Source organism: Mucilaginibacter ginsenosidivorans, from assembly GCF_007971025.1.
Taxonomy (GTDB): Bacteria; Bacteroidota; Bacteroidia; order Sphingobacteriales; family Sphingobacteriaceae; genus Mucilaginibacter; species Mucilaginibacter ginsenosidivorans.
This window is the reverse complement of the sequence record NZ_CP042436.1, coordinates 2,548,393-2,574,382: the sequence shown is the minus strand read 5'-3', so window position 1 is coordinate 2,574,382 and position 25,990 is coordinate 2,548,393. Positions and strand designations below refer to the sequence as shown.

Here is a 25,990-nt window from a genome sequence, read left to right as displayed (position 1 = left end):
TGGCTATTTATCCCCTCCGCCATTGATCATATCCGATACAATGCCTTTGCTGTCTTTCCTTTCGGCAAGATACACACCGGCAATGTGCACCACAATAAATGCGAGTACGAGGTACATACAGAATCCGTGTATCTCTTTAATAAAGTGCAGCTTTTTTATAGCCGGCACATCATCGCCGAACGCAAGTGTAAGGCCTGTAACGGCCATGATAATGAGTACCAGGTAAAACGCAGCATACAACGACTTCACGATCAGTTCGTGCCGGGCTATTAATTTATCTTTACCGCCTTTAAATTTACGGTATGCCGTTTTGATGTTCGAAATAAGCTTCTGATCGGTAAGCTGGAAAAACTCAGCAATAAACCGGAACAGTAACAAAGCGGCAAGGCAGTAGCCAAAATAAATATGGTAATCCCATACCCTATCGCGCAAACCGCCGACTATGGATCTACCCTGCTGCTCGGTAAGCGTTGTGCCCGACTTTTTCAACTGGTCCTGGATAAACATCAATGTCGGCCAGCCGCTTAGCACAGTTGAGTTCACCAGCACGGTAAGCAGCGAACCGGTGATAACCGTTGCATTGGCCCAGTGCCAGAACCGTAACGATGACGAATATTTTTTAACTTTCTGTGGATTTTCAATGTTCTTTACTGATGGTTCGATGCCTGCCATTTGTTATATAAATTATTCGATCTTAAAGCTATCCGAAGAATTTGAATTAAATCTGGATTCTTAAAAATAGTTATTTACCGGCAGGGTTTCAGATTTTGAACAGAATTAAGTCATAGCTTTATTACAAAACTTTTGAGCCTTTTATTTTAGTTTTGGCTTGATAACTACGTATCTATGCTGAAAAAACTACTCCTGATAACTTTGCTGCTGGCCGTTTTCGGCAAACTTAAGGCACAAGACAATTACGAAATACAGGTTTATGGTTCAGAAACCGTGGAAAAAGGGCACACGATGCTGGAACTGCACAGCAATTATACTTTCAACGGCACCAAGACGATAACAGACGGCGAGTTTCCGACCAATCATATTTTACATGAAACCATCGAAATAACCCATGGCTGGACGCCCTGGTTCGAAACGGGCTTTTACATATTCAACGCTATAGGCAGCGATGGCCGGACCAATTATGTAGGTTCGCACATTCGCCCCAGGGTAGCCGCACCTGAAGAATGGAAGTGGCCGGTTGGTGTAAGCATCTCATTTGAATTTGGTTTTCAGAAGAAAGAGTATTCGGCCAATACCTCGTCATTGGAGATACGCCCAATAGTGGATAAAAAATGGGGGAAGTTTTACATGGCTTTTAACCCTACGCTGGAACAAAGTTTCGCAGGACCCGATGCACATGCAGGCATGATATTTTCCCCTAACCTAAAGGGTAGCTATGATGTATCAAAAGTTGTGGCGCTGGGCTTTGAATATTATGGCAGTACCGGTCCGTTTTTCCATTACGACGCTATACAGCAGCAACAGCACCAGCTTTTTGCAGCGATTGACCTAACCACCAGCCCCAACTGGGAATTCAACGGGGGCTTTGGATACGGGCTTACCAGCAGCACTGATAAGGCTATAGTAAAGATCATTATTGGCAGGAGATTCTGAGGCTGGTTAAAATGGCTTGAACTCTTTGTTCGTTAGTCTCCTATAATCTGGTTACTAAAAAAGCCGGTCAAATTGAACCGGCTGTCCAAAAAAAATTCAATTCAACTAATTGTCCTTTATTCCACATTATAACGGTACACCTGCCACCCCACATTACCGTTGGCATCTACCCCTTCTACTATTACGCGTTTGCTACCGCGCCCATCCGGATTATAAAACTGGAAAGTGGCGCTACCGTTGCTGTCTGTCACAATATTGGGGTTCCAATAAAGCGTACTACGCTGATCGGGGACATTGGCAGCGGCTGACGAAACGTCGTATTTAGGTGAGTAAAACTCCCTTGCTTTGTAAAAACCATGAGCCCTGAATCGCAAACTGCCTATGGAAGATGATACTGCAGTAATATCGTCGCTTTGCTGACGGGTAGTGATCACTATTACACCCGGCCCGCCGGCGACACCATAAATAGAGGCGTTGGCCCCCTTTAAAACTTCCACAGTTTCAACGTTATGAGGATTGATATTCTCTAAGCTTCCCCCTGGCACACCATCTACAACTATATACATGGGCTGGACGCCTCCACCCCCGCCGCTTACCACTGCATTGCCACGAAGCGTGGCTACACCATTCTCAAAATCGACGCCACGAAGCCGTCCGTTTAAAGCTGTAATCAAACTAGTTGCATTTTCAAAGGCATCGGCATGTAAAACCTGGTCGGCATGACCCGGACCTGCAAGGTTCGACGAGCGATAATGATCGTCGTCGGCGCGGTGAACATCGTTATTTTTTACTTTTACGGCATTTTGAGCCTCGTATTTATAATCGTTCTGTGCATTCAGGTCTGCGCCGGATGAACCTCCAACTGTGTTGATAACCAGCACGCCTGAGCTGCCATTGATACCATAGGCGTCGGCATTTTTACCTTTTAGTAATTGTACTTTGGAGATGTTTTGAGTACTAAGATTATCCAGCTTCACCAGGCTGCCCCTAATCTTGCCATCAACCACAATCAGCATCGGGTATTTATTCCCTTTAAGATAGGGTATGCCGGAATTGAAAGTTACGCCATTTAAATGGCCCGCCAAAGCAGCAGTAAGCGTTGTAGAACCGTTAAGATCGGCGCTGCCCAGTTCCTGGTCGGCGCTAACATTTCCCGGTAATTTGCCCGGCTCCCCTATTTTCTGACCGTGAATAAAAGTTTTCATCAATTGCGCCGTATACTGGTCGGTTAAAGGGTCCGCTTCTACAGGCGGTTCAGGAGAACTTTTTACGAGAGCAATGACGCTTGAATTTTTGTCTTTTGATGATCCGGTCGCCTGTAATGCGAACTGGGTACCTTCCTCAAAATCGATGTTGTCGAATCTGAAAGCTCCGGATTTATCGGTTTTTTCGCCCAGCATGTTGCCTGTTTTTGTTGTAAGCAGCATCACATCTTTATTTGCCATTGGTGCCCCGGCCGAATTTTTCTCGATACCTGAAATTGAGAGAGACTTTTCCGGAGCATAGGTATAATGCGTTGTGTCGGTTGCCAGCTGTTTCCAGTCAAAACGCCGGTATCCCTGTGTAAGCATTAATGCATCAAGGTCCTTGTCTCTTCGCGCGGTATTTTCGACGAAGTAGTAATTTGGCTTTTCGATATAACCTTTCAATTCAGAACTCAACAATAGATAGGATAGAATAGTGGTTTCGTCATCATCGCGATAAGGCACCTTACTTTCGTCAACCACCGCCGCTGATAAAAACCCACCGGCGGCAACACCTTTACTTTTTGAAAACAGGTTTACCGTAACCTTCTCCCTGGTTTTATATAATGGCTTATCGCTGCTGACAGAAAGATTCAGCATGTCTTGATTTTTCAAAAATACCAGCCGTTCACTCAAAGGTTCGCCATCCTGCGAGAACAGTGTTATCCGCAATACTCCCGATGGAAACTTAGCTTTAGGCAGGTCCATACCCATTTCCTTATTATCAAGCTTGGTGGTTACCTGGCTAAGCAAGCCGTTTGAATAGATGAGCAGGTTTATGTCTTTGTTCATATTCTCCTGCAGATAGGCTTTATTGCAAACAATTTCTATCCCAACTTTATCTGTGGTATCCGTTACATGTAAAACAATACCTTTATCAGCAACCACGGGCAAAGCAATGGTGCTCTGGGTTCCGTTCGCAAAGGCTATTTTTGCTTTGTATGTTTTCCCCGCTTCGGGCTGGATGTAGAAAAAACCCATACCGAGGTCATTAGACGAAAATGTAGCTACCTGTAAGTTGGCATTATCAACTATGGTTCCCTTTGCTTTCATGCCCATCCCATTCGTGCCGATAGCTTTAAAAGCCACTTTGGAAATTACGGATGTGACCAGTTCACCCCCCTCCGGAAAAAACTGCATATCAGGGTTAACTGCCTGGCGGGTATCAACTTCGCCCGAATTAATGCCATGAGAAGAAGAGATAGCAATGGTTTTATCGAAAAAATACCTTGGTTCATTTTGCATGTAACGCGTGTATGCCCGTATGCGGTATGCGCCTGCCTTTAGTGTATCCGGAAGTGAAAGATCGCCCCAGGCCATACTGTTGTTAACGTGAAGTATAATGTTGTTAACGATAATGTTTGACGGATCGATCAGGTCGACATGTAAAATACTGCCTGTTTTGGAAAGTTCGTGCCGCTCGCCAATGGTCATGTAGGCCTTAAAGTACATCGTGTCCCCCGCTGTGTAGTAAGGTTTGTCGAACTGCAGGTACGCTTTTTCGGCAATATGACTGGCAGAATAAGCTTTTAACTTAGTTACAATGTTCTGCAAGGCCGGGTTGCCCTGGCTAAACGAAACGCTGTTGCAAACAATTACAAACAAAATAGCAAAGAAACCTATCTTTCTCATGGTACTACAAGGTTGATATGTAAAAAAATGACGCAAAGCATTAAAAAGAGGACATATCCCTTTTTTACTGCTTAAGCAAAAAAGTGTATTAGAATTGGCTTACTAAATTTATAACTAAATTTTTAATTTTCAAAATCATAAATACAGTTATAAATATACCGTGCTGATAATCAGCGATTAAATAAATATGGCGGGGTATTAATTATTGACAGATCAGTTGGTTGCGTTAAACCACTGTGCCACTTTTTCCAATTGTTCGTCGACAATCTGCTCAGGCGCCTCAAACTGTTGCATCACAAGTGCCGCGGGTATCCTTATATTCCCTCCCGAAGTTTTTACAATTACTTCGTCATCGTACACAGCGTGATCTTTGTAATTGCCGATCGCCGAATCGAACTTGGCCAGCCTGATCAATAATTCAACAATGGCGTACGTAGGTAAATTGCTTTTGGGCATAGCCTCAAAAATACATTAACCACACAATTAGATAACATTAAGTTTATGTAAATAAGTAACGCTAAGTTAACAATAATTTGATGCCTTAATTTAAAAATATCCTATTTCCCTCCACTATCAGAGTTGTCTGGCATACTATTACTGTCATCCCTGTTATTATCTCTATTTTTATCCTTTTTAACATCAAGCTTACCGAACCTGTAACTTAAAGTGACGCCAAATGACCTGAATGGCAACTGGCGCAAATTCGACTGGTAAAAACTTGTTCCGGATGTAGTGGAACGCTGATTGATGTATTGGCTAAACGGATCGGAAGCGGTAAGCCCCAGGCTCATTTTCTTTTTCATAAACTGCTTACGTACTGCCACGTTATAAAAGCCAAACGCGGGCCGGTTGCCCTGTATGGTACGTTGCGACGAGTGGTACACGCCAAATATTTCGGCAGTAAAATCGTGGGGGAACTGGTAGGTGGCATTCAGGTTAATACGCGACGTAAAGCCATGCACCGTGGGGTTACCAGGGTTTGTATTTATCCTGTTGGCAAGCATGATATTAGAACGCAAGGTAAGCTTGCTGGTTACCTGCACCGAACCAAATAACGAAAGGCCCTCGGTGGTTTGCGTGCCAATATTGTAACGCTGATCAAGGAATACGTTGTTGTATTGATTTCCGCCTACGGACAAGGTATCATAAAAGGTTGTATACGACTGCAGATCGTTAGTATTATGCCTGTAAAACCCGCCGATATAGAGATCGGCACCTTTATTAAAGGTTTTACTGTAGCCAAACTCATAGTTATGACCTATCTCAGGTTTTAGGTTAGGATTACCTGTGCTGATATTGTGCGGATCGCTTATATCGTAAAAAGGGTTCAAATCACGATACTCGGGCCTTTCAATCCTGTAAGTGTAGCTTAATTTAAATGATTGGGTCGCGTCTATCTTGTGCGACAGCACGGCTGACGGGGCCACTGTATTGTAACCCGGTATATTTGTCCCGGGGAAATCGGCCGAAGTAGACGTATACTCGTCCCGTAGTCCGGCCTTACCGTCTATAAACCCGTTAAATAACGAGAATGTAGCAGAAAGATAGCCTGCGTAAATCTTCCTGTTATAGTTAAACCCGTAGGTCTGGTTGGCATTCGGTACGAAAACATCCCGGATAACGTATCGGTAACAACTGTGTTATTAATATTTTCAAATATGGCTTTGGCTCCAGTCTCCAGTGTAAATGTCTTGCTGAACGGTTGCGCATAGTCGATTGAAATATCCGTTTCATGGTCCTTACCCGGGTTATTGCTTGTCGACCCCGACGAAGGGTACCCGCCACTCAGATAGTCCTGCTGCTGAAAGAAGCTGGAATTGTTACGGCCATAGCTTGATGTGTACAGCACATCAAGTTCCTGCCCTTCGGTATTAAAGGTCTTTTTATAGGATGCACTGTAATCAAAATATTTCCCACTGAACCGGCTGTTCGAGTTACGCAGGCTTAAAACATCCGATGCTATATTGTTATTGGTTATGTCGTAAGCTGTTTGCTCCTGGTTGGTCAGGCCATTATTATGGAACCCAAAATGATTATACCCGCCGGACACTGTTAACTGATCTTTGGGTGTGATATCCCAATTTAAACTAAGGCCCGACTGGAAACCTCCCCGGGTGAAATTGCTGTTGCCGTTCTGTACCAGGTGTGTTGAGGTATCCCTTGCTCCGTTGTACGAAAGGCGGTCTGTGCTGTTAACAGTTGTGCTGTTGATCATCTCGCCACCATTAAAGAACGCGTTCACGCCAAAATTACCTTTGCGCACATTCAAATTAAGCGAACCGTTTTCGCGGCGCGTGCCGGCTGTCAGGTTGACACTCCCGTTAACACCCTGTATCTTGCTATCTTTTAGGACTATATTGATGATACCCCCGGTTCCTCCGGCATCGTACTTAGCACCGGGGCTGGTGATCACCTCTATGGTTTTGATCTGGCTTGCCGGTATGGATTGCAATGCATCGGCTACGCTTGCGCCGAAAATGCTGGAAGGTTTACCATTGATGAGGAATTTAATATTGGAATTACCCTGCAGCTCGACGTTACCGTCAATATCCACAGAGACCTGCGGAACTTTTTGCAGCACTTCGGATGCTGAAGCGCCCTGGGCAGTTAGGTCGTTGGTGACATTGTACACCATCTTATCTATCTTATTCTCTACAACAGGGGCCTTGCTTACGATCTCGACCGTTTTTAACTGGTTTTGAACAGAAGCAAGCATGATAGCGCCAAGCGAAACGGTAGGTGCGCCTTTGCTTATTACAATGTTGTTGATGGTTTTTTTGCGGTAACCAATAAAATCCACAGTGATACGGTAGCTGCCCGCACCAATATTATTTATGGTAAAAGCACCATTATCATCGGTTATAACGCCATTGAACGGGCTCTTGCTGTTGTTTTTAAAAACACTTATTGTAGCATATGACACAGGAGCTTTTGTTGCCGAGTCGACTACCCTGCCGGTTACCTGTCCCTTTACGACATCGTCATCAATACGCGCAACTGCGCTTGCCCCAAAAGAGATAAAAAGGAGCAGTAATACCGTTAAAAAATACCTTATTATACAGATCTTAGTTCTCATATCTGCCGCGAAATTGCGCAGAAATACTGGATTAAATCTGTAACAGATGTGTTAGTAGTGTGATTGTTACATAAAAATACCTAAAGTTATTAAAGACCAAAATAGTGCTTTGGCAGTATTAAAACCACAGTTCCGCTGATGATTAGGAGAGCTCCAATTGCGGTTTGCCAGTTCAGCGACTCCTTTAAAAACAGGGCCGCAAGAATGATAGCCAGCGCCACGCTTAACTTATCCACCGGCGCCACCTGCGATACTTTCCCCAGTTGCAAAGCCTTGAAATAGAATATCCATGAAAGCCCGGTCGCACAGCCCGAAAGCGCAAGGAACAGCCAGTTGGTTTTGCTCAAACCACCAATATTTTCTGCGCTGCCTTTAAACAGGGCAATACCCCAGGCTATGACAAGAATGATAACTGTACGGATAGCGGTTGCGAGGTCGCTGTCCATACCTTTGATGCCAATTTTTGCGAATATTGCGGTAAGCGCCGCAAAGAGGGCTGATAGTAATGCGTAAATCCACCACATGTTACTGTCGATTTAATGACTGACTGAATTATTAAATTTAAACCCGGCTGAATTTTAATCATTCTGCCGCAGGCAATGTAAAAAAGAAAGTTGAGCCTTCGCCCCATTCGCTCCGTACCCCTATCTGGCCGCCGTGTTTTTTGACGATCTCCGAACAAATGTAGAGCCCCAGGCCCAATCCCGAATTTTTGTACCCGTCGGCATTACCCTGGTAATAACGCTCGAACAGGTGCGGGATCTTTTCAGGTGCTATCCCCGGGCCGCTATCTTTTACAGATACTCTGATCATGTCGTTCTCTTTCTCAACGGAAAGCTGAATTTCCAACGAATCCGGGGCATACTTAATGGCATTGTTTACGAGGTTAACAACTACCTGATCTATAGCGTGTTCATCGGCATACACTTTTAAATTGGCATCACCTTTTACAACAAGATTGTATTTACCCACAACCCTTACATGATTACAGCAATTTTCAAGTAATTGAAAAATATTAAATTCTGCTTTATTAAGGGCAAGCTGCGATTCGTTGGCACGACTCACATTTAAAAGATCATCAACAAGGGCGCTGATCTTTTGCATACTCCGGGACGATTGTTCTATGAGGCGGGGTAACACCTGCGGCGAGGGGTTATCTTTCATTCGTTCGAGCAATTGCAGCGAAGCTTTCAGGCTTGTGATAGGGGTCTTCAGTTCATGGCTCGCTATGCTGATAAAATCGTCCTTCTGTTGCTGCAGTTGTTTAAACTGGGTAATGTCCAGCACAGTACCCAATATCCTGACAGGTTTCTTGTTATCATTATAATATACCTGGCCCTGTATTCGTACCCAGTGCATCGACTTATCCGGAAAACTTACCCTGGCCTCGTAAAATAGCTTGCCGGTTTTTAATGCCTGCTGATGTGCCATAGTTCGCGCCGATTGATCATCCGGATGAATAACAGCCGCATATTCCTCCCACGAAACAGAATGTTGGAAACCGAAAATAGTGTCGAGCCGTGGAGAGGTAAGCATCACACCTTTAACCAGGTCAAGGTCAAAGGTTCCGGTCTCAGCCGCTTCGATGGCCAGCCGCGCCCTTTCCTCCATCTCCTCGATACTGCGCCGGGCCATTACCTTGTCCGTTACATCGATAACCAGTACAAGGATCGAATCAACACGTCCTTTATAGATGATGGGCTCATAAACAAAATCGAGAAAGAACCGCTGGTCTACTCCCTGCCGAACAAGCATTACTTCGGCCTCCCTGGCTTTAAAAGTCACGCCTGTATTTATAACCTGGTTCATTATCGGCGCATAAACTTCGGCTGCCTCATAAACGGCCTCCCAAATTGTACGGTTTTGCATTTCGGACCGCGTACGCCCCACCAGTTCAAGGTATGAATCGTTAACGTCTTCTATCATCAAATCGTGCGCCCGGATGATGCATATACCTATGGGCGCCTGTTTTACCAGGTTGCGAAAACGTGTTTCACTGTCGTTAAGGGCATCATTGGTAACCTGCAACACTTCCTTCGACTGTACCAATTCCTCGTTCGCCGCATTCAGTTCCTCATTTGCCGAGAATAGCTCTTCATTGGCTGCACGCATTTCTTCCTGCAGAGCCTGCTCGCGCTGCCGGCTCAAAAAACGTTCGGTAACGTCGGTGGCTGTATGAAGTATGCAGTAGGTTTTACCCGCATCGTCGGTCATGGCGCGGTACTCAAAATCGAAATAGAAAGTTTGCAATTCGTCGTCGATCAGCAGGTCGGCTGGGGTATCTTTACCACTTACCGTAATTCCCTCATCCCATACCCTTTTGAAAAGTCCCAGAAAGGGCTGCCCTTCCAGTTCGGGCAATGCCTCGGCCAATGGCAACCCGACCACATCAGGGCCCTTACCCCAAATAGATAGCATGGCATTACTTGCATACCTGATATTAAACTTGTCGGTAGTGTGAATTGCTACGGCATTTTTACCCTGCGCCAATACACTAATGAGTTGATCGTTGCTTAAGGCCGGTTGAGGGTTGTTCATAAAATGCAATTGCAAAGAGAGTTTTTAAAGATAGAATAACTTTATAAGGACAAAAAAGTTTTCATGCTGACTTTGGGTTGAAATTTATTCCCGCAGGTTGTCTGATTTGACATAATTCAAAATGTATACAAATTGTGTTTGTACATTTATTGGGAAAATATATCGGCCCAGCCGAACCATTTATGAAGATTCTGATAATTGAAGACGAAAAGGGGCTGCGCGAAAGTATTGAAGAATATTTTACCGAAGCCGGCAATATTTGTGAAACGGCATCGACTTATGCCGAAGCTATATCCAAAGTAAGTTTATACCGTTACGATTGTATTTTATTAGACATTACGCTGCCCGGGGGCACAGGTATCGACATACTTAAAGCGATAAAAGAAAAGGACCATCCGGATGGGATACTTATTATATCGGCAAAAAACTCGCTTGACGACCGCCTTGAGGGCCTTGATCTTGGGGCTGATGATTACCTGGTAAAACCATTCCACCTGTCGGAATTGCGGGCAAGGGTAATGGCCATTATCCGCCGGAAAAATTTCAGCGGTAACAACCTGCTGCAGTTCCACGAACTGACCATCGACCTGCTGGCGAAATCGGTAAAAGTGAAAAACCAGGCGGTAAAGCTCACAAGAAAAGAATATGCACTGCTGCTTTATTTTATTGCCAATAAGGGAAAGGTAGTTTCTAAAAACGCCATTGCAGAACACCTTTGGGGCGATGGTATTGATATGGCCAATAATTTCGACTTTATATATTCTCACATCAAAAACCTCAGAAAAAAACTGATAGAAGGCGGTTGCGGCGATTATATACACGCATCATACGGTATGGGCTATAAATTTACCGACCAATGAAACTGCTGGCCAGGTATAACCGGGTAACACTTGTAACCAGTGTCGTCATGATGCTGGTAACCGGCATCATCTATTACTACGCCATCAACCTGATATTGATAGATGATATTGACAAGGACCTGGAGGTTGAAGAAAATGAAATATTTGAATACGTAGCCAAAAACAACCAGTTGCCGCAGGTTTTTGAATCTAACGACCAGCAAATATCATTTTGGGCAGCGGCGCCTGGTTCGGTAAAGCGCAGCTATATTGATACTGTTTACAAAAAAAGCGAGGTGCGCCGCAGGCACAGGCGGCGTCATGAAGAATACGAGTCGGGCAGGGCGCTCATCAGTTCTATATCGGCCGGGGGCAAATATTATCGTATTGCCATCGTAAAGTCGACAGTGGAAACCGAAGACCTGCTTAAAATTATCTTCGGTATTACCATCGGTGTAATTTTATTGCTGTTACTTGCTTTGTTTACCGCAAACAGGCTGCTACTGAACAGGCTTTGGCAACCGTTCCACAATTTACTGAAAGAGCTGCGCTCGTTCAGCATATCGGATAACAAAACAATACCCCAGCCGGATACGAACATTGACGAGTTTAAAGAGTTGAACCAGGCCGTAGCGGCAATGTCATCCAAGGTCAAAAAAGACTATAAGGAGCTAAAAACATTTACCGAAAACGCCTCCCACGAATTACTTACACCTATAGCGGTCATTAATTCGAAACTGGATTCATTATTGCAGACCGAAGATTTCAGCCAGCAGCAAAGCAAATTACTGAACGATCTGTACACCTCGGTATCCCGGTTAACCCGGTTGAACCAATCGTTGCTTTTATTGGTAAAAATAGAAAACCGGTTGGTGGACGGCGACGAGGAAATAGACCTGAAACCCATTATTGAAGAGTTACTGGCGCAGTTCGAGGAGATATTTAACGATAAAGACCTGAAAGTGAGTTTTACCGGGATTGATAAAAAGCTGAAGGCAAACCGTTACCTGGTTGATGTATTGTTGAACAATTTATTGAGCAACGCGATACGTCATAATATAATCGGCGGGCAGATAGTCATCGGGTTGACAGCCGAAAAACTGACGATCCGAAATACAGGCGACGATGCCCCATTGCAAAGCGACCTGCTTTTTAAACGTTTTCAAAAATCGTCGTCGTCCGAAGGCAGCGGGCTCGGTTTAACTATCGCGCAGCAGATATGCGAGAACCTTGGCTTCAGCCTGAACTATCGGTTCAGTAACGGATTTCACACATTTACCATGACGTTTTGAAACGGCCATCCTAAATTATTCCAGAATTTAATCTTTATTTTAGCGAAACAAACCCCATAACCAGCATATTTGATGAAGTGGATCTCCGGCGTGATCATTGGCCTATTTGCCTGCTCAGTTTCACTTGCACAAACCCGTACGCTGGACCATTATATCGACATGGCCAAAAGCAACAGCCCGTTGCTAAAGGACCTGCGCAACCAGGTAGCTTCAAATCAATTGGATAGTTTACGGCTAAAAGCAGGGTACAAGCCGCAGGTTAATGCAACAACCGGCGGACTCTACGCTCCTACCATTAATGGATTCGGCTATTCATCCGCCATCACCAATGAGCATACCCTGAATGGTTTGGTAGCCGTAAATCAGCAGATCATTGGCAAAAACAACCTTGCGGCACAGTTGGCGGGCATTACGTTGCAATCGTCGTCTACCCTCAACACGCTTAAAATATCAGAACAAGACCTTAAGAAAGCAGTTACAGCGCAATATATAACCACGTACGGCGACCAGCAGCAGCTAAATTTCAACAAAGAGATCGTCGACCTGCTACGTACAGAGGAAGAGTTATTCAAAAAGCTGACCCAAAACAACGTATATCACCAAAGCGATTACCTTACCTTCCTGGTGACGCTGAAACAGCAGGAATTACAGCTATCGCAAGCACGGTTACAATATAAAAATGACTATGCAACGCTCAACTACCTGTCGGGCGTGGCCGATACAACTACTGCTGACAGCCTGGTTTATCCCGGTTTACAGCGGATGATCGCACTACCCGATAACCGGAGCAGCATTTACTTTGCCCAATACAAACTGGACAGCCTGAGGATAGTTAACAGCCACCAGCAGCTGGATTATTCCTATAAACCCAAGACCAACATTTTTGCTGATGGTGGTTACAACAGCGACTTTATGGGGCAGGCCTGGAAAAACTTTGGGGTGAGCGCCGGGTTTAGCTTAACCATCCCTTTATATGATGGCGGACAGCGGAAAATGCAGCACAAAAAACTTTCGCTGGAGGAAGAGACCCGCGAGAATTACAAAGCATTTTTTGATATACAATACCGGCAGCAGATAGCGCAGTTGAACCAGCAGATAAGCGAAAATGAAAAGCTGCTGCCACAGATAAACGACCAGATAAAATTTTCGAAAGCTTTAATAAAAGTAGACACAAAACTGCTGGAAACAGGGGACGTGAAAATTGCCGACCTGATACTGGCCATTAACAACTACCTGGCGGTGCGGAACCTGAAAATGCAAACCGAGATAAGCAAATTACAGCTTATTAACCAGCTAAATTACTGGAACAAGTAATATGAAAGAAACGACAACCAAATACCCGTTACTGGTGTTTGCCCTTGTGTTGGGGCTCACATTGTTCCTGGGTTCGTGCACGGGCAATAAAAAGGATGACGATGAGGACACGTCGAAAGTTGCTGCGCAAACTCCTGTAACAGTGACTACTATTGACCAGGACGCTATGGCCGATTATATAGAGGTAAACGCCACGTCGGTATTTTTGCAGAAGAATTATGTAAAATCGAACGCTAACGGTTATGTGGAAAAGGTGAATGCCCAGCAGGGGCAGCCGGTACACGAGGGAGAAGTGCTTTTCACCGTTAAAACCAAGGAGGCGCAAAGTATTGGTAATAGCATCACCGTTTTAGATACCACGTTTAAATTCTCGGGGGTAAACAAGATCAAAGCCTCAAGGCATGGTTATATCTCGCAGGTAAACCACCAGGCCGGCGATTACGTGCAGGATGGCGAGGCGCTGGCAACGATCAGCGATCAGTCGAGCTTTGTATTCCTGATGCAGCTGCCGTACGAGCTGAGACAATACGTCAACATAAATGATAATATACAGCTTACGCTGCCGGGCGGGCAAAAACTGGATAGCCGCGTGGCATCGTTCATGCCTACCGTCGATACCGTGTCGCAAACGCAGGCCGTAGTGCTGAAAGTGAACAGTAACCAGCCGATACCCGAAAACCTGGTGGCGAAAGCTCGGATCGTTAAATCGCAAAAAAATAAAACCGAATCGCTGCCAAAAGAAGCATTGCTGACCAATGAAACGCAAACCGAATTTTGGGTAATGCGACTCATTGACGACACAACAGCAGTGAAAGTTCCGGTTAAAAAAGGCATTGAAAACGGCGATCGTATTGAAATAATCTCACCTAAATTTTTGCCGCAGGATAAGATCATTGTCACCGGCAATTACGGATTGCCCGATACCGCGAAAGTTAAAATTGTGCAACCATGACGGGTATCCAAAACGCATTTGTATCGCACAGGAAACCGCTTAGCCTGGTACTGGCGCTAATCGTGATCGGGGGCCTGTTCGCTTACTCGAAAATGCAGACCTCGCTGTTTCCCGAGATAACCTTCCCCAAGATCAAGATCATTGCCGACGAAGGGCTGCAGCCTGTAAATAAAATGATGGTGACTGTTACCAAACCGCTGGAAAACGCCATAAAACAAGTGCCCGATCTGCAAACCGTGCGCAGTACAACTGGTCGCGGCAGTTGCGAGATATCAGCCTTTATGAACTGGGATGCGGATATCGACCTGGCACAGCAGAGGATACAAGCCAGCATAGACCAGGTAAAAAACGACCTGCCCGCCGATGTGAATATCACCGTTGCTAAAATGAACCCGTCTATTTTACCGGTAAGCGGGTACACGCTTGAAAGCCATACCCGCTCGCCCATTGAACTGCGGCAACTGGCAACCTATACTATAAAGCCTTTCCTGTCGCAGGTGGACGGTGTTTCGGAGATCAGGATCATTGGCGGGAAAGTAAAAGAATACTGGCTCACGCTGAACAAGCAAAAAATGAGCTCGCTCGGGTTAACGCCCGACATCATCAATACGGCACTAAACAATACCAATTTTGTAAAATCGGAAGGCTATTTGTCCGATTACAAACGGTTTTACCTGACAGTTACTGATGCTACCATCAACGCAAAGGATCAACTCGAAAACCTGGTGATCAATAATAACCGAAAAAGGGTAATACGCCTCAAGGATTTTGCTGATGTTGCAGTGCGGGAAGGAATAGCATACACGAAAATAAATGCAAACGGTCACGACGGGGTACTGATAGCCGTAATCAAACAGCCGAATGCAAACCTGGTGTCGCTGTCAGCCGATATGCAGGCAAAGGTAGCGGCATTACGAAAACTGCTGCCCAAAGATGTAACTGTTAAGCCTTATTATGTGCAGGCCGATTTTGTGAACGATTCGATAAAAAGCGTAACCGATAGCCTTTGGGTAGGATTACTGCTGGCAATAGTTGTCGCCATAATCTTTTTACGATCGCTGAAGGCAAGTGCCACTATCCTGTTTACCATACCGGTTACCCTTTGCCTTACACTTATTGTGCTATACGCTTTAGGTTATACCTTTAATATCATGACGCTGGGGGCGATAGCCGCAGCGATAGGGTTGATTATTGACGACGCAATAGTCGTAATGGAACAGATACACCGCACGCACGAAGAGCAACCCGAAGAACCTACAAAAAAACTATTGCAAAGCGCTATCGACTACCTGTTCCCTGCAATGGTTGGATCATCAATAAGTACCATAGTGATATTTATACCTTTCTTTTTGATGACGGGTGTAGCGGGGGCTTATTTCAAGGTGCTGACCAACACCATGATCATTACGCTGGTATGCTCCTTCTTTGTTACCTGGATAGGCTTGCCGGTTATATACCTGCTGTTAACCAAACCCAAACACAGGAACGTGCTGGCAGAAAAGAAAGAAGAAAGCCACCAGGTGCACAAGCAGCGCTGGGTAAAGTGGTTTATTTTAAGGCCCTATGTGAGCCTGCTGATCGTTGGTTCGCTGGTGGCAGCCATTGTTATCATTCCCAAATTGCTGGAGACGGGTTTCCTGCCCGAAATGGATGAAGGCAGTATTGTGCTCGACTACAATTCGCCACCGGGCACATCGCTCGAGGAAACCGACCGGATGCTGAGACAGGTTGAAAAAATAATAGGTAAACAGCCCGAGGTAGAGGCCTATTCGCGGCGTACAGGCACGCAGATGGGCTTTTTTATAACCGAACCGAACCGTGGCGATTACCTGATACAGCTGAAGAAAAAACGCGACAAGACTACCGAAGAGGTGATAAGCGAACTCAGGCAAAAAATTGCGGCGGACCAGCCGGTATTGGCCGAGAAGATCGAATTCGGCCAGGTTATCACCGACATGCTTGGCGACCTGACAACATCTGTGGAACCGATACAGATAAAAGTTTATGGCGATAATCCGCAAAAATTGCGTGAACTATCTGCAAAAATAGCCGATGCTGTAAGTCCGGTAAAGGGCACTGCCGATGTTTTCGATGGGGTTGTAATAGCCGGGCCGTCGGTAAGCATCGACCCCAATTACAGCAAACTTGCGCAATATGGCATTACCCCGGCCAGCCTGCAGTTCCAGCTTCAAACATCACTGGAAGGCAATATTATCGGCAGCATGCTCGAACGTGAGCAGTTATCACCCATCCGGATGGTATACCCCGGAAATTTGAACCTGAAGGTTGAGGACATTAAAAACCAGAACATATTTACACCTTCGGCTAAATTGATCCCAATAAGCGAACTGGCATCTGTAACCGTTAAAGCCGGCGATGCCGAAATAGAGCGCGAGAACCTGCAATCGATTGGTATTATAACCGCAAGGCTGGATAAAGGCGATATAGGAAGCGTGATGCCCGCCATTAAAAAGAGTATAGAACAAAAGGTAAGCCTACCCGAAGGTTATCATGTTGAATACGGCGGCGATTACGCCCAGCAGCAACAGTCATTCAAAGAGCTGATGATGATACTGGTGGCGGCTTGCGCATTGGTATTTGGGGTGATACTGTTTTTGTTCAAACAGTTCCGTATTGCATTGCTGATACTCATTATTGCCGCGCTGGGAACCGCGGGCAGCCTGCTGGCGCTATACGTTACCCAAACTCCGCTAAATGTGGGCAGCTATACGGGCCTCATCATGATCGTAGGTATCATAGGCGAGAATGCGATCTTCACTTTTCTCCAGTTCAAACAGCGGGCCATGGAAAACATGGACAAGGACCCGGAAAACATCAAAGAGGACATCAATGAAGCTATCATCTATTCCATATCCACCCGTTTACGGCCAAAACTGATGACGGCCATAGGCGCCATTATTGCGTTGATGCCGCTGGCGCTCGGTATCGGGGCGGGGGCACAACTCCATCAGCCACTGGCTATTGCGGTTATTGGCGGCTTTATCGCGGCCTTACCCCTGTTGCTTATCGTACTCCCAAGTATGCTGCGTATTCTCTACCGTTCGGGCGAATTTCATCGCCCTTATCACAACTATTTGTAAACAAAATGTCATAAATCACAATTTTATCCAGAATTAAGATTTATATTTAGCAACCGGAATTTTAGTTTTCTGTCCGCCACTATTACTAAAATACCTTAATTTCATTAATTTTTTTATTATAATTGTAAATAAATTTAACTATTTATTAATACATAGGCCCGTCTGGCAATACTTTTATGGCAATTAGAAACGACTTTGTTTATTCACACGAATCTGAACCCCACCGCGTCCGCACCAAGAAAATTTTAAAACAATTTCCGCAGACAAGAGAGTTGATCGGGAAAAATCCGGCAACCTTTTTGGTTATCCTGGGAATTGTAGGATCAATGATCGGCATATCATGGCTGCTTCGCGATCAGTCGTGGTGGCTCATCTTTGCAGTTGCCTATTTATATGGTGCCTTTGCCAATCATGCACTTTTCGTGATGATTCACGAATGTGTACACCAGCTATTATTTAAAAATGCCGTAGCTAACCGCTGGGCCGGTATTATTGCAAACCTGCCGCATATCGTACCAGGCGCTATTTCGTTCGAAAGATATCATATTAAACACCACTCATTCCAGGGTATTCACGAACTGGATGCCGACCTGCCCAATAAATGGGAAGCCAAACTGATCAATAATTATTTTTTAGGCAAGGTGCTCTGGCTGTTTTTCTTCCCGGTATTCCAGGCAACGCGTGTTTCAAGATTAAAAGAGATCAAATTTTATGATACCTGGCTTTTGGTTAATATTTTGGTACAAATAGCCTTCACAGCTGCCATCTGGTACTTCTTCGGTATAAAAGCTGTCGGATTTATGTTTATCAGTTTCTGGTTCTCTATTGGCCTTCATCCTGTTGGTGCGCGCTGGGTGCAGGAACATTACCTTACCTTTGAAAGCGAACAGGAAACCTATAGCTATTACGGCGCTTTAAATACAGTTGCTTTTAATGTAGGCTACCATAACGAACACCACGACTTCCCATCCATTCCATGGAACAGGCTGCCACGTTTAAAAAAGGCTGCCCCTGAATATTATGATACCCTGTTATATCACAGCTCATGGTTCAAGCTGTTTTTCCGCTTCCTGTTTGAGCGCGAAATATCACTTTATAACCGCATACTGCGTAAAGAGCGGGGTAAAGTTCCCCTTAGTGATGTATCAAAACCTGACGTAGAACTGGAAACGGTTAGCTAAAAAAATTCGCTAAAAACTATTTGCATTTGTCATAGCTATCGTTATATTTGCTAATATTTTTAGCAATATGGTAAGGGTAAGCACATCGGAACAACTGATCATTTTCAGCCGTTATATAGGTCAGCAGGTAGTAATTAAAAGCTTTTTGAATAACGAAGAGAACATTGGCACCCTGAAAGGTATCCGGCAGGATGCTTTGCTGGTGGCTATTGATGAAGTGAACCGGTGGATACCGCTGAATGATAACTTCAGGGTATGCGATGTAAAGTTGTTGCTGAAACCTTTAAAGAAACTTACATCCTCTATCATTGATACCGCCAACGGTTTGCCCGTGCAGGCGTTCATTACCCCCTATTACCAGCAGCTTGGGTTTGACATGCCTGTTTTTGTAGCGCCGGGGCATAGCTGTAACTGTAAATACGTTCAGGAACTTGGCCTTGCGGATTACCGTTCGGCCGACGAAATAGCAGAATGTGCGCAACAGGTGTTTGCGCGGGGCTGATATTGATCATTACAGCAAAACATATTATAATTTTGTCCGTTTTAAGGCGTGTAGACAAGTGCAGCCGATAAAAACCTCGCGTTTTTTGGCTTTCTTTGCATGTTTTTTAACGTGGCTAAAATGAGCAGCACAAAAAAGATCAAGATATTAGTTCCTGTCATTATCGCGCTGTTCTTTGTTGCTTACGCCGAACATCGCCACAATAACAAACAACTGGACACTACCGGCCGGCTGCGTGATAAGGAGATGAATGAAACATCGGGAATAGCAGCCTCCGGCATCCGCGAAAATATTTATTACGTCCATAACGACAGCGGCGACACCAGCCGTTTGTTCGCCATTACTCCCGAAGGCTTCATAAAAAATACCATCTATTTTAAAGGCGGTCCGAAAGAACCGCTCGGCGTGCGCGACTGCGAGGATATTGCGGTTGGCGGTGGCCCGGCGAAGGGTAAAAGTTACATTTACCTGAGTGACATAGGCGACAATGACAACTCTAGAAAATTCCTGACAGTTTACCGCATCGAAGAAAAAAAGACATGGGATAAGGATAGCCTTATAAAGGCCGCTGCCACACCTGTGATTTATAGATACCCCGACGGTGCAAAAGACGCAGAAACAATGATGATAGACCCGGTAGAAAAGCTGATATACATCGTTTCAAAACGGGCCGACTCGGTAAGCGTTTACACCGCGCCGCTAAATTTTAAACCGAACGATACCGTGACACTCGAGAAACGCTGCAAGCTGCATTTCGAGGGTTTCAGACCATTTAAGTGGATAACAGCCGGCGATATTTCGAGAGACGGGCAGCAGGTGCTGCTGAAAAGCTATGAAAAGGTTTATTACTGGAAACGTGAAGCCAACGAACCTATTTGGAAAACCATGATGAGAAAGCCTGCCGAATTACCCTATAAACCTGAAAAACAAGGTGAGGCCATTGGCTTTACACCGGATGGCAAAGGCTATTACACTACCAGTGAGGGTGTTTTCGCGCCCATTTATTATTACAAAGTTCCCTGAGCTTAATTTCTTGTATGCATTCCTGTCGTATCTCACAAATTGTGCAACGAAAGCTGGTTGTGCTGCGTCATTTACAGGGTAAATATCTAATCCGTCTCCGAACCGACCGAAATGAAAAAAACGCTGTCCCTGTTATTCCTGCTGCTGTGCTTTGATAAGACCTTCGCCCAGGAAAAAGAACTTCTCCCATTGCTTAAGGACTACGGCATACCGGGCATACAATTGGTGTGTATTAAAGGCAACAAAGTTCAAAACGTTAATCTTGGTGTTATCAGCAAGGGATCTGACAAAAAGGTCACTTCTAATACTGTTTTCGAAGCCGCTTCGCTAAGTAAATGCGTTTTCGCCTATATCGTAATGCGGTTATACGACCGAGGAATTATCGATCTTGATAAACCGCTTGTGGATTACTTTGGCAGCTACGACCGGTTCGACCCAAACGATCCACGGTATGCTAAAATAACTGCGCGTATGGTGATGCGCCACACAACAGGTTTGCCTAACTGGGGTAACAAGAAGTATGCGAGGCTGATATTCACTCCCGACAGTACCTTTTCTTATTCGGGCGAAGGGTTTCAATACCTGCAGCGTGTAGTCGAAAAATTAATGAAAAAACCGCTTAATGACATTGCCCGGCAAGAAGTATTTACGCCGCTTGGGATGACGAACAGCAGTTATACGTGGATGGATAAGTTTGATACGCTGGCTGCTTTCGGGAATGGGCTCGATGTAGTGAGCAGTCATCAAAACCAGATGGCTGCCGCCAGTCTGCTAACCTGTGCACACGATTATGCTATTTTTTTACAGGCACTGATAAACGGTAAGGGTCTAAAGCCGGAAACCCAAAAGATGATGTTCGCTACGCAGTCAAATGCTGATTGGTTTCATCATAACATTGATGCTGATACGAAAAAGCATGTTTCGTGGGGTCTGGGCCTTGGCCTGCAGGAAAACGAAACAGGCAAATGGATATGGCATTGGGGTGATAACGGCGATTTTAAAGCTTTTTATATTGCCAACCCGGAGAAGAAGGAAATACTCGTTTACTTTACTTACAGCACCTGGGGCCTGCACATTACTACAGATGTTTTAAATACTTTTTTCCCAAAACAAACGTGGTGGCCCTGTGTCTGGACCGGGTATCAATTTCATGAGCTGGAGAGAATGAAAGTATTCAGGGCGCAGCTTGAAAAACAGGGCTATGAACATGCAACCGAAATTGCGGAACATCTGAAGCAAAAGGACAGTTCGTTCAAAATACCTGAAGATGATATTAATGACCTCGGCTTCATCCTGATGAGAGACGACAGGAAAAAGGAGGCTGTGGAAATATTCAGATATAATCTTTCCGCGCATCCCGGCAGCGCCACTGCTTATGATAGCCTAGCTGAAGGATATGAAGCAGACGGAGAAAAAGACCTGGCGTTAAAAAACTTCAAAAAGGCCTACGAGCTGAATCCTAAAAATGATTATGCGGCGGAGAGAATTAAGGATTTGGAAAGTCAGGGTGATAAATAAAAAAAATCAGAAAATGCCATTTCGAGCGAGCGTAGCGAGGAGAAATCCTATACATCATGTCAGCCGGACATTAAAGGCGTTCAAGATTTCTCTCTATCGTTCGAAATGACATAATTTTTTGTTGATCAATTACGCAAACCTGTCAACCGCAAAAGCGCTCGTATTCATACTTCTTGCCGAACCGTTCAGCGCTTCGGCTATCAGTTTCCCGGTAGCAGGGCCAAGGCTTAAACCGATCATTGCATGACCTGTAGCTACGGCCAGGTTACTGTATTTTTTTGACAGGCCGATATAAGGCATGCCATCCGGTGATACCGGGCGAAAACCGAACCAGATATCTTTTTCGGCAGGGACCTCAACTTTAAAATTCGGGAAATATTTTGGTACCGACTCGACGATGCCCCGCACACGGTTCATATTAACCTGGCTGTTTATTTTACCAACCTCCATGGTACCGCCATAACGGACACTGCCGTTCATTGGCGTAACTGCCACCCGGGCCTCGCATAATATAGAGGGAATGGTCATACGTTTAGCATCATCCTGTGGTACCATGAACGAATAGCCCTTGCCCGGCATCAATGGCACGTTTAAGCCGCTCAGTTTGGCCACCGCGGGTGAAAAAGCACCTGTCGCAATAACAAAAGCGTCGCCCTTAAACTCCTTGTCGCCACTGCCCACGGATGTGATTTTGCCCGCATCGTTACTTACCCGGTCGATACGCGTATTACGATGAAATTTAATACCGTTTTCCTCGAGATACTTTAAAAATACCTTCATCAGTTTATTTGGATACAGGTGGGCGTCGCAATGATAATGTACAGCCCCTGCAATATCCAGTTCCACTCCGGGCTGTAGTTTCTGACAATCTTCGGGGCTCAGGTATTGCGCATCAAGGCCAAGGTTGGTGGCCTCTTCTGCCAGGTGCTTTTCTTCCTCAACCATTTTCGGTGTTTTAAAAAGCATCAGGATACCTTTGTCCTCGAGGCCAAATTCGAGGTTAGTGTCTTTTTCAAACTGGAAAAACAGCTTTTTACTTAGTACAGAAATATCACGCAAAGCCCCTGCCGAGCGGTCGACATGCTTTTTGGTTGCGCTTTTTACGAATTTCAATCCCCACCCCAAAAGCTCGGGATCAAGAGAGGGCCTTACGTAAAACGGGCTTTTGCTGTTGAACATCCAGCGAATGCCCTGCTCTACCATACCGGGCGCCGCCAGGGGCACAAAATGGCTCGGTGTTATCATACCGGCGTTCCCATAAGAACAATTGTCGGACAGGTCGCCCTGGTCAACAATTTCAACTTCCCAGCCAGATTGGTGCAGGTAGTAGGCCGAAAAAAGCCCGATTATACCACCGCCGATTATGATCGCTTTCATACCCGCTTGCCCCCTAAAGGGGGAACTTTTTTTTAGTTTAATTTTATTGTTCATTCCCCAATCTTAAGCCCTCCCTACAGGAGAGGGTTTGGGTGGGGTTTATATCACCTGGAACCCATAAGCGTACGGATCCTCATCATCAATTTTAATTGTGTTATATCCATAAACCCTTGCCCAGCCTTCAATACCCGGAACAATGGCAGGCTTGCCCCCCACTGTAGCTTCACCTTCGATAGTGCCGATAAACTGGCTGCCAATGATACTTTCGTGGATAAATTTATCACCTTTTTTTAATTTTCCTTTAGCGTACCATTGCGCCATGCGCGCCGATGTGCCGGTACCGCAGGGTGACCTGTCGATCGCTTTATCACCATAAAAAACCGCGTTGCGGGCGGTAGCTTCGGGCGATATGGTTTTACCTGCCCAAAGTATATGTGTGCAGGTATTAATGGTTGGATTATCCGGGTGGACGAAGGTATATTTTTCGTTGATACGCTGCCGCATCGTCCTGCTCCACGAGATAAGCTGATCGGCGCTGTAATTTTCCAGTCCTTTAAAGTTTGGCTGCGGATCGACAATGGCATAAAAATTACCGCCATAGCTAACATCAAAAGTGAGCGTTCCCAGGTCGGGACATTCCACCTGCAGGTTTTCGGCAGCCAGGTAGGCCGGCACATTGGTCAGCTTTACCGATTTTACTTTGCTTCCTTCCTGTTTATATGCTATCAAAACCAAACCGGCAGGCGCTTCCATGCGAACGACACCCGGAGTTTTGGGGGTAATCAAGCCCTCCTCGATAGCAATGGTGATGGTACCAATTGTACCATGCCCGCACATAGGCAGGCAGCCGCTGGTTTCAATAAACAATACGGCTACATCGTTCGCCGGATCGTGCGGCGGGTATAAAATACTGCCCGACATCATATCGTGCCCGCGCGGCTCGAACATCAGGCCCTTGCGTATCCAGTCATATTCTTTCAGAAAATGCTGCCGCTTCTCGCTCATGTTGGCGCCCGCCAGATTTGGACCGCCGCCGGCCACCAAACGTACGGGATTGCCGCAGGTATGCGCGTCGACACAGAAAAAGGTTTTTGTTGACATATTCTTTTTAGTCCTTAGTCTTGAGTCTGAAGTCCTGAGTCAAAGTTGACTTTCGACTGCCGACTATTGACTTATGACTTCTCTTTACTCCATTTGTTATTAAGCAGCCGCCATATTTCCAGCGGGTTGCCGTCTTTTAATTCATCCGGAAGCATGTCCTGGTTCCAGTTTTGCCAGGCTACCGGGCGTACGAAACGTTTAATGGCGCCCGTACCTACAGAGGTAAAACGCCCGTCTGTAGTTGCCGGATAAGGTCCTCCGTGCTGCATGGATTGCACCACCTCGACTCCTGTGGGTACATTATTCAAAATTACCCGGCCCGCTATGTTGGTGAGGTTTTGAATCAGGTCCCTGTGCGTTTTCAGATCGCCTTCATCGGCTACGATGCTTGCTGTAAGCTGGCCCTGCAAGGCGTCTATCACCTGCTGCAACTGTACCTCGTAGTCAGCTATCACCAATAGCGAATACGGGCCGAAAATTTCTTCCCTCAGTTTCGGATTGACGAGAAACGACGAGGCGCGTACTTCTGCTATTACCGGCTGTACCTGGTTATTTTTACCTTCGCTTAATTTGCCTTTACCCAATAAGGTAACCCCCTGTTCACGAAGTGATTCTTCCGAAAGATTTGAATAATTTTTGCAGATACCAGGCGTGAGCATGGTGGCCGAAGTGATCTTTTCTATCGCACCGCCTAAAGCATTTTTGAACCTATCCAGCGTTGGCGATTTAAGGGCGATGAGCAAACCCGGGTTGGTACAGAATTGGCCGGCACCTAAAGTTATAGATGCCGCGTATTGTTCGGCTATTTGCTGATATCGGCATTCCAATGCTTCAGGCAATAGTATGGTTGGGTTGACGCTGCCCATTTCGGCGAAAACAGGGATAGGATTTTCGCGCTGCTGTGCCAGTTTGAGTAATGCTGTTCCCCCTTTAAACGATCCGGTAAAGGTGACTATTTTGGTTTTGGGGTGTTTCACCAACGCTTCGCCTACTGCATATCCATCGTCATAAAGCATGGAGAATACGCCGTCGGGCATATTGTTCTTTTCAGCTGCTTTTTTTATTGCTTCGGCAACCAATGCGCTGGTACCCGGATGAGCAGGATGCGCCTTAACAATAACCGGGCAACCGGCAGCTAAGGCCGAGGCGGTATCACCGCCTGCTACGGAAAAGGCCAGCGGAAAATTGCTTGCGCCAAATACCACCGCTGGTCCCATAGGGATCAGCATTTTGCGGATATCGGCGCGCGGTGCCGGCTGGCGGTCGGGCAAGGCAGTGTCAATCACTGCTTCCACCCATGAGCCTTCTTCCACCAGGTCGGCAAACATATTTAACTGACCTGTGGTGCGCCCGCGTTCGCCCTGTAAACGTGCCTGCGGCAGGCCGCTTTCGGCCATGGCGCGTTCTATCAGTTCGTCGCCTATAGCATTTATCTCCTCGGCTATATTGCGAAGGAAAGTTGCCTTAGTTTTTTTGTCGATGTTACGATATACAGCAAAAGCCTTTTCGGCCAATGCCAAAGCAGCATCAACATCCTCTGCGGAAGCAATGGAAAATTCGCCGTCAAGCTCATTACCGGTAGATGGGTCAATGGCTCTGAAGGCTTTCTTATTGCCGGTATATTTATAACCAATCAGGTTTTCTGTTTTCATAAGGCTTTCCTCTGTGAACTTTGTGTGTTCTCTGCGT

20 protein-coding genes are annotated in these 25,990 nt (G+C 45.7%); 10 read left to right on the top strand and 10 right to left on the bottom strand.

Going from position 1 to position 25,990, the window contains the following annotated elements:
• Positions 1-3 precede the first annotated feature (3 nt).
• The gene (locus FRZ54_RS11800) at positions 4-672 is read right to left on the bottom strand and encodes a cytochrome b/b6 domain-containing protein (protein ID WP_147031809.1); all 669 of its coding nucleotides are present in this window, start codon (positions 670-672) and stop codon (positions 4-6) included.
• 174 nt (positions 673-846) lie between these two features.
• Between FRZ54_RS11800 and FRZ54_RS11795 the strand changes: the two genes are divergently transcribed.
• Positions 847-1,611, top strand: a complete 765-nt coding sequence (locus FRZ54_RS11795) for a hypothetical protein (RefSeq protein ID WP_228462696.1) — start codon at positions 847-849, stop codon at positions 1,609-1,611.
• Positions 1,612-1,727: 116 nt separating this feature from the next.
• On the opposite strand, the gene FRZ54_RS11790 is transcribed toward FRZ54_RS11795, so the two are convergent.
• From FRZ54_RS11790 to FRZ54_RS11765, 6 genes are all read right to left on the bottom strand, one after another.
• Positions 1,728-4,487, bottom strand: coding sequence for a TonB-dependent receptor plug domain-containing protein (locus tag FRZ54_RS11790; RefSeq protein WP_147031808.1), 2,760 nt, complete (start codon positions 4,485-4,487; stop codon positions 1,728-1,730).
• 213 nt (positions 4,488-4,700) lie between these two features.
• Positions 4,701-4,943 carry a hypothetical protein gene (locus tag FRZ54_RS11785; protein ID WP_147031807.1) on the bottom strand — a complete coding sequence of 81 codons (243 nt, stop codon included), beginning with the start codon at positions 4,941-4,943 and terminating at the stop codon, positions 4,701-4,703.
• Between the two features lie 101 nt (positions 4,944-5,044).
• Positions 5,045-6,046, bottom strand: a complete 1,002-nt coding sequence (locus FRZ54_RS24835; protein ID WP_262712293.1) for an outer membrane beta-barrel family protein — start codon at positions 6,044-6,046, stop codon at positions 5,045-5,047.
• A complete protein-coding gene (locus FRZ54_RS24830) occupies positions 5,995-7,563 on the bottom strand; it encodes a TonB-dependent receptor (protein ID WP_147031805.1) in 1,569 nt (522 codons plus the stop codon). Before FRZ54_RS24830 ends, FRZ54_RS24835 begins: the two co-directional genes overlap by 52 nt.
• A gap of 89 nt (positions 7,564-7,652) precedes the next feature.
• Positions 7,653-8,087, bottom strand: coding sequence for an EamA family transporter (locus tag FRZ54_RS11770; RefSeq protein ID WP_147031804.1), 435 nt, complete (start codon positions 8,085-8,087; stop codon positions 7,653-7,655).
• Between the two features lie 58 nt (positions 8,088-8,145).
• Positions 8,146-10,101, bottom strand: a complete 1,956-nt coding sequence (locus FRZ54_RS11765; protein WP_147031803.1) for a PAS domain-containing sensor histidine kinase — start codon at positions 10,099-10,101, stop codon at positions 8,146-8,148.
• A 182-nt stretch (positions 10,102-10,283) separates the two neighbouring features.
• Between FRZ54_RS11765 and FRZ54_RS11760 the strand changes: the two genes are divergently transcribed.
• The 9 genes from FRZ54_RS11760 (at position 10,284) to FRZ54_RS11720 (ending at position 21,823) form a co-directional block, all read left to right on the top strand.
• On the top strand, positions 10,284-10,961 hold the full coding sequence (locus FRZ54_RS11760; protein WP_147031802.1) for a response regulator transcription factor: 678 nt from the start codon (positions 10,284-10,286) through the stop codon (positions 10,959-10,961).
• Positions 10,958-12,232: a sensor histidine kinase gene (locus tag FRZ54_RS11755; protein ID WP_147031801.1), complete on the top strand. Its 1,275-nt coding sequence runs from the start codon at positions 10,958-10,960 to the stop codon at positions 12,230-12,232. Before FRZ54_RS11760 ends, FRZ54_RS11755 begins: the two co-directional genes overlap by 4 nt.
• 72 nt (positions 12,233-12,304) lie before the next feature.
• Positions 12,305-13,546, top strand: coding sequence for a TolC family protein (locus tag FRZ54_RS11750; protein ID WP_147031800.1), 1,242 nt, complete (start codon positions 12,305-12,307; stop codon positions 13,544-13,546).
• A 1-nt stretch (position 13,547) separates the two neighbouring features.
• Positions 13,548-14,498 carry an efflux RND transporter periplasmic adaptor subunit gene (locus FRZ54_RS11745; RefSeq protein ID WP_147031799.1) on the top strand — a complete coding sequence of 317 codons (951 nt, stop codon included), beginning with the start codon at positions 13,548-13,550 and terminating at the stop codon, positions 14,496-14,498.
• Entirely contained in the window at positions 14,495-17,599 is a 3,105-nt protein-coding gene (locus FRZ54_RS11740) for an efflux RND transporter permease subunit (RefSeq protein ID WP_228462695.1), read from the top strand. The genes FRZ54_RS11745 and FRZ54_RS11740 overlap by 4 nt, the downstream gene beginning before the upstream one ends.
• A 176-nt stretch (positions 17,600-17,775) precedes the next feature.
• The gene (locus FRZ54_RS11735) at positions 17,776-18,780 is read left to right on the top strand and encodes a fatty acid desaturase (protein WP_147031798.1); all 1,005 of its coding nucleotides are present in this window, start codon (positions 17,776-17,778) and stop codon (positions 18,778-18,780) included.
• A gap of 67 nt (positions 18,781-18,847) precedes the next feature.
• Positions 18,848-19,282, top strand: a complete 435-nt coding sequence (locus FRZ54_RS11730; RefSeq protein WP_147031797.1) for a hypothetical protein — start codon at positions 18,848-18,850, stop codon at positions 19,280-19,282.
• Positions 19,283-19,402: 120 nt separating this feature from the next.
• Positions 19,403-20,305 carry a hypothetical protein gene (locus FRZ54_RS11725; RefSeq protein WP_147031796.1) on the top strand — a complete coding sequence of 301 codons (903 nt, stop codon included), beginning with the start codon at positions 19,403-19,405 and terminating at the stop codon, positions 20,303-20,305.
• A 111-nt stretch (positions 20,306-20,416) separates the two neighbouring features.
• Positions 20,417-21,823 carry a serine hydrolase gene (locus FRZ54_RS11720; protein WP_147031795.1) on the top strand — a complete coding sequence of 469 codons (1,407 nt, stop codon included), beginning with the start codon at positions 20,417-20,419 and terminating at the stop codon, positions 21,821-21,823.
• Between the two features lie 129 nt (positions 21,824-21,952).
• Here FRZ54_RS11720 and FRZ54_RS11715 read toward each other — a convergent pair whose 3' ends face one another.
• From FRZ54_RS11715 to FRZ54_RS11705, 3 genes are all read right to left on the bottom strand, one after another.
• Positions 21,953-23,200: an NAD(P)/FAD-dependent oxidoreductase gene (locus tag FRZ54_RS11715; protein ID WP_147031794.1), complete on the bottom strand. Its 1,248-nt coding sequence runs from the start codon at positions 23,198-23,200 to the stop codon at positions 21,953-21,955.
• A 99-nt stretch (positions 23,201-23,299) separates the two neighbouring features.
• Positions 23,300-24,301, bottom strand: coding sequence for a 4-hydroxyproline epimerase (locus FRZ54_RS11710; protein ID WP_147031793.1), 1,002 nt, complete (start codon positions 24,299-24,301; stop codon positions 23,300-23,302).
• Positions 24,302-24,372: 71 nt separating this feature from the next.
• Positions 24,373-25,953: an aldehyde dehydrogenase (NADP(+)) gene (locus FRZ54_RS11705; protein WP_147031792.1), complete on the bottom strand. Its 1,581-nt coding sequence runs from the start codon at positions 25,951-25,953 to the stop codon at positions 24,373-24,375.
• Between the last annotated feature and the right edge of the window lie 37 nt (positions 25,954-25,990).